Genomic DNA, 10,199 nt, shown 5'->3' with positions numbered 1-10,199 from the left:
AACAGGACCGTGAAACGACTCCACGCCGATGATAGTGCGGATTGCCCGTGTGAAAGTAGGTAATCGTCAGGCTCCCCCAAAAGCCAGAAACCCCACCCGCAGCGGTGGGGTTTTTGCGTTTACGCGGCCGAAATCAAAAGCAAGATGCTCGACCGAGGGCAAACAATACGCGTGGCCGGACGGCGTTGCCAGCCACTGGCGAAAGTAGCCCGTTTATCGACGGGAACTACGTCGCGCATATGGCCAAGCGCTGACGCGCCAACGGCGCTCTCGTATATTGAACACTTCAATGAGCGCCACCCGCATAAAGCCCTGAAATCCGCTCGCCGCGCGAGTTCAGGTGTGCTGCAGTGAGTTCATAGACCTAACGGTGTCCGCATGTCCTGAGTGACAGGGACGACAACTCCACCCATCTGCACTGAGTCATCTACGCATCCCATTTGCGCCACCTCGGCAAGCAACGCTTCGTCGCGCGCAATCACCTTGGGCAGATGCGAGCGCAAGAATTCGACCCACGTGCGCGTCTTTGCATCGATGAATTTGCGAGACGGATAGAGCGCATAAACAGTCGTCTTCTGCAGCGTATATTCTGGCAAGACGCGAACCAGCGTGCCATCGCGCAACCCGGAAATGGCCGCGTAGAGCGGCACCATGCCGATGCCCATGCCTTCGCGGATCGCCACGATCAGTGATTCCGCGATGTTCACATGCACGGGTCCGTCGACTTCCATCAACTCACTGCCGTTCGGGCCGTCGAGCGTCCATTCATGTGGCGGGAACGCCGGCGTATGAAGGATCAGGCATTCGTGATGCGCAAGGTCAGCCGGTTCTTGCGGCGCGCCGTGCGCGCGCACGTAAGCCGGCGATGCGCACAGGATGCTGAACGTCGTCCCCAGCGGAAACGATATGAGGTCCGAATTCGGCAGCATCGACGCGCCGATCACGGCCACATCGGCGCTGCCCTCGAACAGATCGGGCATGCGCTGTGACAGCGTCAACTCGACGGTCACATCAGGATAAAGCTCGCGATAACGCGAAATAGCCGGCAGGACGTAGTGCTGGCCGATGCTCGCAAAGCTATGCATGCGCAGCGCGCCGGTTGGTCGCTCGTGTGCGCAACTGGCTTCTTCTTCCGCGATATCGACATCCGCGAGGATCTGCTGCAATCGTTTGAGATAGCGCTCGCCGGCGGTGGTCAACGCAAGCCGACGAGTCGATCGATTCAGCAGGCGCGTGCGCAGGTGTGCTTCAAGTTCCGAGACCGCGCGAGACATCGCGCCGGTCGTTGAATTGAGCGATTGCGCGGCCGCGGTGAAGCTGCCGGCTTCAACCACGCGCACGAACACTCGCATATTTTGTAGCGTGTCCATCAAACCTTCTGTTTCATGACCAGGATCATATTTTCCGTCAGTCCCGGGGCACTATTGTTGTCTGTTTTGGAACAGATGTTCTGCACTCGTCGTCTTAATGCGTGCAACGGGGACTCCTACAATCGGCGCCTCGCCTGTCGGTGTCAGCGATTCTGCCCGGAGGCTCTCTCAGCGACCACGTGGGGTGCACTGTTTTCAGATGAAACCCGATCATGCGATCGAACCGTCGTCGGATTTCTTCGGTCCGCGCGGTCTCATGCGGCGACGACTCGGTCGAGCCAAACTCAATCGGGTCTTGCGTGACTGGGCCAGCAGCGACGGTCTGACCTGGCTTCATCTGCTGAAGACGGTAACCGCCGGGCTGCTGGCGCTGGGCATCGCGATGCTGCTCGATTTGCAGCAGCCGCGCATTGCGATGACGACGGTCTTTGTGTTGATGCAACCGTTCAGCGGCATGGTGCTCGCGAAGAGCTTCTACCGGATTCTCGGAACGGCGGGAGGGACCGCGGCCGCGCTCGTGCTCGGCGGGCTGTTCGCCCAGCAGCCCGAACTGTACATGCTCGGCATGATCGCGTGGGTGAGCGCCTGTATTGCTGCGGCGGTCCGGTACCGGCATTTCAGATGGTACGGTTTCGTGCTCGCGGGTTACACCGCCGCGCTGATCGGCATTCCGAACGTGACGACGCCCGAGGGACTGTTCCTTGCAGCACTCGCGCGCGCGGCGGAAGTGGCGGTTGGCATCGTGTGCTCGAGCGCGGTCAGCGCATTGCTGCTGCCGCAACGCTCGAGCCTGGCGCTACGACGTAACCTTCAGATCAGGTACGCGGATTTTACTGCCTTTGCTGTCGATGTGCTCGCACGCGGGCTCGAGCGCCATCAGTTCGAACGGCGGTTCGCGGATTTCGTCGACGAAATCGCTGGCTTCGAAGCAACGCGTACCTTCGTCGCATTTGAAGACCCGGCGATGCGCTCGCGCAGTGCGCATCTGGCGCGCCTGAATACCGAATTCATGGATGCATGCGCGCGTCTGCATGCGCTGAATCAGTTGCTCAAACGGTTGCGCGCGAGCGGCGCGGTGTCGATACTCGCGGCCATCGGTCCATACCTCGACGAACTGGGAGCCTTGTTCGAGGCACAAGCACCAGTTGAAGCAGACGTCGAAGCCTCGCACGGAGTAGCCGATCTGCGCCTCTTTCGAGCAAACCTGCCACGCCGGGTACGCGAATCGAGGCGGCCCCTCGAAGCCGCGTCCGCGGAATCGCTTGCGGACTTCGACACGGTAGCCGAATTGCTGTATCGATTCGTGGGCGAATGGATGAATTATTCGCAAACCTATGCAAGCTTGTGGCGCAAATCAGAAAGCCGGCAGCAAAGCCTGCGACGCGGCTCGAGCCCAAAAAAGAGCGACTGCACGAGCAGACCGATCAGCCACACAAACCACTTCGCCGTATTGTTCACGTTTCTGCGCTCGGCTGTCGTCATCGGGATTGCCGGCGCGTTCTGGATCGCGACCAACTGGCCGAGCGGCGGCCTTGCCGTGATCGGCGCAACGCTGGTCTGTGCGTTGACGTCCACCGCGCCGAGCGCTACCAGGATGGCCATGCAGATGGCGATCGGCGCGGTGCTCGCGACGCTGACCGGCTACGTGTTCATGTGCTACGTGTATCCCAACATCGATGGTTTCCCGCTGCTTTGCGCGGCACTCGCGCCGGTGCTCGCACTCGGCGCATTCATCGCGACACGTCGCGGCGCAGCGGGGTTTGGCATCGGCTTTTCGGTGTTCTTCTGTCTGCTGGCCGGACCGGATAACGTCGTCAGCTACGCGCCTGATCTGCTGATCAACAACGGCATCGCGCTGACCGCGTCGATGCTGCTCGCGGCTGTTGCATTCGCGGTGGTCTTTCCCGCCGATATGCGCTGGCTGATCGACCGGATCATGGGCGACCTGCGGGCGCAAACGGTATCGGCATGCAAGGAGGCTCTGCCGGGACTGAACCGACGTTTCCAGGCGGGCACGCACGATCTGACTTCACAACTGCGCGTGCTGCTGACGCGTCGTTCGCGACGACGGCGCGACGCACTTCGCTGGATGCTCGCGACGATCGAAGTAGGTCACGCCGTCATCGATCTGCGCAACGAAGCCGCGCGCGCGGATTATGCCGACATCCTTCAGCCGCGCTGGCGCAGCGTGATCGAACACACCTGCGACGATCTCGCCCGGCTCTTCGAACGCCCCGGTCCGGGCTCGCTCGAACGCGCACTCGTCACCGTGCGCTCGGCCACCTGGCTCGCGCAAGACCTGCTGCGGACCGTGCATGCCGAGCGCGACCGGCGTCACGATCTGCAGCGCATCCTGAGCTGTCTGCACTTCATTCGTAGCGCGTTGCTCGACAAAGACGCGCCGTTCAATCGTCGCTGAGCAATGCTTCGTGGATTCTTCTGCCAGATGGAAAGATCTCTTCCGGGCGGCCCCGTTAATCCGGGTTGATGACGGTCATATAGTGCCGTCACTGCCTCGCAGTAGGCGTCGCAGTAGTTGTAAGCACTGGAGAATGAGATGAAAGTCTTGAAGTTGGTCCTGATCGCCTGTTCTTTGTCTACCGCTGCCGCCGCCTATGCACAGACGGCGCCGGCCGCGCTGGACCAGCAGGTTGCGCAAGCGGATAGCCAGCGCGCCGATAAGGGTGCCGCGCGCAAGCATGCGGAAGCGCCGAAAGCGAAAGCCGACGAATGCGTTGGCCCGTTGAGCTTCTGCAACATCTTCTTCGGCAGCTGAGTCCGGCTGCTTCACGCGCAACACCTGTCGCGGACCTGTCACGCGACCCAACACCTGCTCGCGACGCCGTCCGATCGAGACGCCGCGACGGGTGCGGCTACCGCCTATTGAGCGAAGCACACCGCAGACGTGCGCACCAGTAGACGGAGCTGGCGACTATGGAGAGACTCCCTTTCATGTACGAAGACCGAATTCGCTGCGCCGCGCTGCGCGGAAAAATCACCACGGCCGCCGACGCGGCGCTTCTGATTCACGACGGCATGCGCGTTGGCGCAAGCGGTTTCACGCGCGCGGGCGACGCGAAAGCGGTGCCGGTCGCGCTTGCCGAGCGTGCGCGCCAGTTGGCCGAGCCGCTGCGCATCACACTAATGACGGGCGCCTCGCTCGGTCATGACGTCGACCGCATGCTGACTGAAGCGCACGTGCTCGCGCGCCGTTTGCCGTTTCAGGTGGACAAGACGTTGCGCGACGCAATCAATCGCGGCGAAGTGATGTTCGTCGATCAGCATCTGTCCGAGACCGTCGAGATGCTGCGCGCGAACCAGCTCGGCAAGCTCGATGTCGCGATCATCGAGGCCGCCGCGATCACGGAAAGCGGCGGTATCGTGCCGACAACTTCAGTCGGCAATTCGGCGAGCTTCGCGATTCTCGCGGACAAGGTCATCGTCGAGATCAATCTTGCGCAGCCACTCGAGCTCGAAGGCCTGCACGACATCTGGATTCCGGGGCGCCGGCCGCATCGCGAGCCGCTGCCGATCGTGCGCGCGCAGGATCGCGTCGGCACACCCGCGATCGAGATTCCGCCGGAGAAAATCGTGGCGATCGTGATCACTGACATGGCCGACAGCCCGTCCACCGTGCTGTCTGCGGATCGCGAAACCGCGTTGATCGCCGGCCACTTGATCGAATTTTTCCAGCACGAAGTCACGCGTGGCCGCATGCCGAAGCAGTTGCCGCCGTTGCAGGCTGGTATCGGTACGATCGCCAACGCGGTGCTGGCGGGCTTCGTCGATTCGCCTTTCGATGTGTTCGAAATCTATTCAGAAGTTTTGCAGGATTCGACCTTCGATCTGATGGACGCCGGCAAGGTCGCGTTCGCGTCCGGCGCGTCGATCACGTTGTCGGCCGCACGGCAGGCGCAGGTGTTCGGCGATATCGAACGCTATCGCGACCGGCTCGTGCTGCGTCCGCAGGAAGTCAGCAACCATCCCGAGGTGATTCGGCGGCTCGGTCTGATCGCGCTCAATACCGCGCTCGAATTCGATATCTACGGTAACGTCAATTCGACGCATGTCGGCGGCACGCACATGATGAACGGCATCGGCGGCTCGGGCGACTTTGCGCGCAATGCGTCGTGCGCGGTGTTCGCGACCAAGTCGACCGCGAAGGACGACCGCATCTCGAGCATCGTGCCGATGGTGCCGCATTGCGACCACAACGAACACGACGTCGACGTCGTCGTCACCGAGCAAGGTCTCGCCGACCTGCGCGGCCTCGCACCGCGCGAACGTGCGACGCTGATCATCGAGCATTGCGTACACCCGCGGTATCGCGAACTGTTGCGCGACTACTACCGCGATGCGTTGCGTTGGGGAGGGCAGACGCCGCATTGCCTCGATCAGGCGTTTGCATGGCATACGCGGCTGCGCGATACCGGCTCGATGCTGCCGGCCTGATCCGCAACGGCCGCAGCGCCCACAATCGCCGCGATAAAAGCAGGAGAAACGGGCAATAAAAAAGCGCCAGCGGCACGAGCCCGCTGGCGCTTGATGAAATCGAATGCTGTGCTCAGGAGCCTCGTCGCACGAGCCGGATAATAAACAGCAGAATGACCGCGCCGATCACCGCGGTGATGATCGAGGCGATCCAGCCGCTGCCGATCGAGATATGCAGCACGCCCGCGAGCCAACCGCCGATGAACGCCCCGATGATCCCGACGATGATGTCGACGATCAGGCCGAAGCCGCCACCCTTGACCAATACGCCCGCGAGCCAGCCAGCAATCGCGCCGATGATGAGCCATGCAATGATGCCGTGTTCCATATTCGAGACTCCCTGGTTGAGTGTGAACAAATCACGGTGACAGAGCTTAGTCGAAGGTTATGGGACGGTCCACGTTCGGGACGCGGAATTAACACTATCTGAATCTGCTGCAAGCTAAGTGTAGACGATGCGCGCGAACAGAGGAGACTTGTGCACAGCGCTTCACTCCGGTGTCGGTTCCGCTTCCCGCGCGGTCCAACTGACGCTGGAGACGCTCTTTTCCATGCTCAGGCGGCTCGCCATCTGTTCGAGCTTCGATTGATCCTTCGGATGCATCGTCAGCGTCGCCGTCACGCGAATGCGCGCCGGCTCGTCCTCGACATCCTCGCTGGTCAGGCTCTGGAACGACAGCGGCGCCGAGTACATCGAGTTGGAAATCGCGGTGCGAATGTGGATCTCGTCGGCTTCGCGGCAGACGATCGTCAGCACGTACTCGCGCACGAGGTCGGCGTTTGAAACCGGTGTCTGGTTGATCATCCGGCTCACTTCGCGCAGTACGGTGTTGGCCAGCAGCACGACCGCGGTGCCGGCGAACGCGGGTCCGTAATGTCCCGCGCCGCTCAATACGCCGACGGCCGCCGAGCACCACAGCGTCGCCGCGGTGTTGATCCCCTGGATCGAGCCCTTGTCGCGCATGATGACGCCGCCGCCTAGAAAGCCGACGCCCGACACCACATAGGCCGCAATCTGCGTAATGCCGCTGACGCCGTTGCCGGTCAGCACGCCGAGCGTGACGAACAGGCACGCGCCGCTCGCCACGAGCGTGATCGTGCGCAGGCCGGCAGTGCGCTGGCGGATCTGTCGTTCGAGGCCGATCGCGACGCCGCAAGCAAATGCGGTCAGAAGCCGCAGGAAGAATTCAAGTGTCATCGTTCAGAAAGGTTGGCGTGCGCGCTGTCGCAGTGTGAAGCCTACGCGTGAGAACACCAGATCGTCTACCTCGTGCGCGGCAAGTGCATGCGGGCGGGACGAAATACGCGCGAATACGCGCGCACACGCATGCAGCGGCCGTAGCGTGCGGTATCGGCATGGCATCGAGCCACGCAGTGCTTTACCGACAGTAGGCGAATAACAATGAAATGAGAGCGACGTGCGCCATCAAGCCTGAGGGCAGGACGGCGACAGAAAAGACTGACGCGGAAATCCTGCGGCTCAGGCGAGCGGGCAAATCGATACTCGGCTCGTACAACTGCTACTGTCCAAGATCGTGATTCCGGTTAGAAGAATTGCGCGAATTTTAGGGGGCTGCGCAAAGATCAGTCAAGCCGCGGGCGGCACGGAGTGTGCATTTAGTGTTGCCATAGCCCTAATGCTGAAAGACTGCAATTAATTGCTCCGGACTGCGAATGTTGAGTTCAATCGGGTTCGCCCGGTACGAGTCTCAACCGTGTGATCTCCGAAGGCGCGCCGAGTCGTTTGGGCGGTCCCCAATAGCCCGTGCCGCGACTCGTATAAACCCATAGTCCGTCCAGACGCGCGAGGCCCGCCGTAAACGGCTGCTGCAGCCGCACGAAGAAATTCCACGGAAAGAACTGACCACCGTGCGTATGACCCGACAACTGCAGCGTGAAGCCGGCCGCCGCGGCCGCTTCGGCCGAGCGCGGCTGATGCGCGAGCAGCACCCTGATCAGCACGTCCCCCGGCGCGCCGGCGAGCGCCGCGACCGGGTCGCTACGATGCGCGGGGTCGTGATGACCGGCCGAGTAATCGGTGACGCCGGCGATCACGGCGCGCGCGCCGTCATGATCGACGATCACGTGTTCGTTCAGCAGCACCCGCAAGCCGAGCCGGCGGAATTCGGCGATCCACGAGTTCGCGCCGGAGTAGTACTCGTGATTGCCGGTCACGAGAAACGCGCCGTGCCGCGCGGCGAGCCGCGACAGCGGCTGCGTATGCCGGCTCAACTGCGGCACGCTGCCGTCGACGACATCGCCCGTCACCGCGATCAGATCCGGCTCGAGCCGGTTCACCGCGTCTACGATCGCGTCGACATAGCGGCCCTTGATCGTCGGGCCGACGTGGATATCGCTGATCTGCACGATCGTGAAGCCGTCGAGCTCGGCAGGCAGATCGTCGATCGGTACTTCGATCGTGACGACACGCGCGCGACGGCGCGCGTTGACGAGGCCGATCAGCGTCGATAGCAGCGCGAGCAGCGGCACCGCCGCGGCCGAGCCGGTGCGCCAATGCGCAATCGTGAGCGTGTTCGGCAAGATCGCGTCGATCGTCAGCAGCGACGCCAGCATCAGATCGCGCGCGAACGTCAGTACCAGCAGCGACGAGAAGAAGCCCATCGCGAGCAGGCCAACCCACGCGAGCCGGTCGCCGAGCGGCTGGCGCTTGAAGCCGCGCGCCATCATGCCGACCGGGATCAGGTAGATCGACAGCAGGAGCCACAGCACGCACAGTCCGCGGCCGGCCGAGTCGATCGGCATGTCGGGAATCAGGCGCAAACCAACGTAGATATGCAGCAGGATGCCAATCAGGATGATGCGGACAAGAAACGATGAACGTCGCATAAAGAGGATCAGGACGGGAAGGGGGCCAAAGGGCCGGCATGACAGCGACAGCGCGGCGGCGATCCGTTGGCGGGCAGTGCTTGCGTGCGCGACGGTTAGCGAACGCGGCGAATCATTCTACCGACATGTTGGGTCCCTTGCCGTGGCTGCAATATTCATGCTCCCGCACCGCACGAGACGCCCGCCGGAAGGCGCCGGGACGCGCTACGACAGCGCTTCGCCGGGGGCAGGCGCATTCCGTGCTCAGCACATACTTACAAGGGCACGCGCGACGTATTTAATGCCTATGCAAACGAATTAAATGGGCTTTGAATGGTATTCATGCGTGGAGTATGCTTGAAACCAAACAGCTTGTTGCCGGGGCAGCGCAGCGCGCTTCGGCCATGACTGGTTCTGTCGCCGGAGAAGATCGGCGGGGGGAGGCACACCATGAAGCTGCTCAAACCGGGCCACCTGTGGCATCACGCGGACGACGTGCATCATGCTCATCATGCGCATCATGTCGGATACGAGGGTAGCCATGTGATGCTGCCGCTCGTCGGCATTTCGCTGATGGCGATTGCGCTTTACATCGGCGTGCGCGGCATCGATTTCTCCGAACTCGGCAAAAGCGCGCTGTTCGACGTCGTGATGGTGTGTGTCGCGCTCGGCATCGCGGGCCTGTTCGGCGCGGTCGGCGCGTGGCTGCGCTCGAATGGCGACGAAGCCGAAGAGGGCTTCTGCTTCGTCGGCGCGTTGATCGGCACCTTGGTGTTTTATATCGCGCTGCTAACCTGACGAGATTCGATTCAACGCGAGGCGCGACACCCGCCGCGTCATCCATCATCAACGCACCGTCACACTATCCGCGCCGCTTCGTCGAACGAAAAACGCGGGCTGCGAGGAAACAGCCTGGACGGATCGCCATAGCCGAGATTGATCAGGAAGTTCGACTTCACCGTCGTGCCCGCAAAGAACGCTACGTCGACCTTGGCCTGATCGAAGCCCGACATCGGCCCGGTGTCGAGACCGAGCGCACGCGCGGCGAGAATCAGATAGCCGCCTTGCAGCGTCGAATTGCGAAACGCCGTGTCCGCGATCAACCGCTCGTTGCCGACGAACCAACTGCGCGCATCGGCATGCGGAAACAGTTTCGGCAGCTGCTCGTAGAAGGCCATGTCCATGGCGACGATCACCGTGACGGGCGCGGCCATCGTTTTCTCGAGATTGCCGGTCGACAACGCCGGGCGCAGTTTCTCCTTGCCCTCGGGCGTCCTGACGAACACGAAGCGGCCCGGACTCGAATTGGCCGAGGTCGGGCCGAGCAGGACGAGCTCCATCAACTCGCGCAGCACGGCGTCGTCGATCGGTTTGTTCTGCCAGCCGTTGTGCGTACGCGCGTCGCGAAAGAGCTGCGCGAGCGCCTGATCGGAAAGTGTCATGGAAGCGACCCGTGCGAAAGAATGGAGGGAACGCGCAGAGCCGCGTCGAATGAAAGAGCAAGGCGGGTGA

The 10,199-nt window shown here is 62.2% G+C and carries 9 protein-coding genes and 1 pseudogene; 5 read left to right on the top strand and 5 right to left on the bottom strand.

Annotation, left to right across the window (positions count from 1 at the left end; genetic code table 11):
- Positions 1–224: 224 nt before the first annotated feature.
- A pseudogene (locus AB3X95_RS28125) lies at positions 225–362 on the top strand (IS3 family transposase); the annotation flags it as partial.
- Here AB3X95_RS28125 and AB3X95_RS28120 read toward each other — a convergent pair.
- The gene (locus AB3X95_RS28120) at positions 357–1,370 is read right to left on the bottom strand and encodes a LysR family transcriptional regulator (RefSeq protein ID WP_368623102.1); all 1,014 of its coding nucleotides are present in this window, start codon (positions 1,368–1,370) and stop codon (positions 357–359) included. The pseudogene AB3X95_RS28125 and the gene AB3X95_RS28120 sit on opposite strands and share 6 nt — an antisense overlap.
- Before the next feature lie 199 nt (positions 1,371–1,569).
- Here AB3X95_RS28120 and AB3X95_RS28115 point away from each other — a divergent pair, with 199 nt between their 5' ends.
- From AB3X95_RS28115 to AB3X95_RS28105, 3 genes are all read left to right on the top strand, one after another.
- Positions 1,570–3,789, top strand: a complete 2,220-nt coding sequence (locus tag AB3X95_RS28115) for an FUSC family protein (RefSeq protein ID WP_368623101.1) — start codon at positions 1,570–1,572, stop codon at positions 3,787–3,789.
- 138 nt (positions 3,790–3,927) lie between these two features.
- Entirely contained in the window at positions 3,928–4,146 is a 219-nt protein-coding gene (locus AB3X95_RS28110) for a hypothetical protein (RefSeq protein ID WP_176123198.1), read from the top strand.
- A 176-nt stretch (positions 4,147–4,322) separates the two neighbouring features.
- The gene (locus AB3X95_RS28105; RefSeq protein ID WP_368623113.1) at positions 4,323–5,822 is read left to right on the top strand and encodes an acetyl-CoA hydrolase/transferase family protein; all 1,500 of its coding nucleotides are present in this window, start codon (positions 4,323–4,325) and stop codon (positions 5,820–5,822) included.
- A gap of 112 nt (positions 5,823–5,934) precedes the next feature.
- Here the strand turns inward: AB3X95_RS28105 and AB3X95_RS28100 are convergent, their stop codons facing one another.
- From AB3X95_RS28100 to AB3X95_RS28090, 3 genes are all read right to left on the bottom strand, one after another.
- Complete coding sequence (locus AB3X95_RS28100; RefSeq protein WP_176105653.1) at positions 5,935–6,189, bottom strand: GlsB/YeaQ/YmgE family stress response membrane protein; 255 nt, start codon at positions 6,187–6,189, stop codon at positions 5,935–5,937.
- Between the two features lie 162 nt (positions 6,190–6,351).
- Complete coding sequence (locus AB3X95_RS28095) at positions 6,352–7,059, bottom strand: MgtC/SapB family protein (RefSeq protein ID WP_176123196.1); 708 nt, start codon at positions 7,057–7,059, stop codon at positions 6,352–6,354.
- A 485-nt stretch (positions 7,060–7,544) separates the two neighbouring features.
- Complete coding sequence (locus tag AB3X95_RS28090) at positions 7,545–8,708, bottom strand: metallophosphoesterase (RefSeq protein WP_368623100.1); 1,164 nt, start codon at positions 8,706–8,708, stop codon at positions 7,545–7,547.
- A gap of 429 nt (positions 8,709–9,137) precedes the next feature.
- On the opposite strand from AB3X95_RS28090, the gene AB3X95_RS28085 reads away from it, so the two are divergent.
- Complete coding sequence (locus AB3X95_RS28085; protein WP_176123194.1) at positions 9,138–9,485, top strand: hypothetical protein; 348 nt, start codon at positions 9,138–9,140, stop codon at positions 9,483–9,485.
- 59 nt (positions 9,486–9,544) lie between these two features.
- Here AB3X95_RS28085 and AB3X95_RS28080 read toward each other — a convergent pair whose 3' ends face one another.
- Entirely contained in the window at positions 9,545–10,129 is a 585-nt protein-coding gene (locus tag AB3X95_RS28080) for a malonic semialdehyde reductase (protein WP_368623099.1), read from the bottom strand.
- Positions 10,130–10,199: the final 70 nt, after the last annotated feature.

Source organism: Paraburkholderia sp. BR13444 (genome assembly GCF_040948755.1).
GTDB lineage: Bacteria > Pseudomonadota > Gammaproteobacteria > Burkholderiales > Burkholderiaceae > Paraburkholderia > Paraburkholderia youngii.
This window is presented reverse-complemented; position numbering and strand designations above follow the sequence as displayed.

Excerpts from the sequence above, each read along its gene's own strand:
- AB3X95_RS28110 (WP_176123198.1), top strand. The coding sequence starts at position 3,928 with ATGAAAGTCTTGAAGTTGGTCCTGATCGCCTGTTCTTTGTCTACCGCT.
- AB3X95_RS28090 (WP_368623100.1), bottom strand. The coding sequence starts at position 8,708 with ATGCGACGTTCATCGTTTCTTGTCCGCATCATCCTGATTGGCATCCTG.
- AB3X95_RS28095 (WP_176123196.1), bottom strand. The coding sequence starts at position 7,059 with ATGACACTTGAATTCTTCCTGCGGCTTCTGACCGCATTTGCTTGCGGC.
- AB3X95_RS28080 (WP_368623099.1), bottom strand. The coding sequence starts at position 10,129 with ATGACACTTTCCGATCAGGCGCTCGCGCAGCTCTTTCGCGACGCGCGT.
- AB3X95_RS28120 (WP_368623102.1), bottom strand. The coding sequence starts at position 1,370 with ATGGACACGCTACAAAATATGCGAGTGTTCGTGCGCGTGGTTGAAGCC.
- AB3X95_RS28085 (WP_176123194.1), top strand. The coding sequence starts at position 9,138 with ATGAAGCTGCTCAAACCGGGCCACCTGTGGCATCACGCGGACGACGTG.
- AB3X95_RS28100 (WP_176105653.1), bottom strand. The coding sequence starts at position 6,189 with ATGGAACACGGCATCATTGCATGGCTCATCATCGGCGCGATTGCTGGC.
- AB3X95_RS28105 (WP_368623113.1), top strand. The coding sequence starts at position 4,323 with ATGTACGAAGACCGAATTCGCTGCGCCGCGCTGCGCGGAAAAATCACC.
- AB3X95_RS28115 (WP_368623101.1), top strand. The coding sequence starts at position 1,570 with ATGAAACCCGATCATGCGATCGAACCGTCGTCGGATTTCTTCGGTCCG.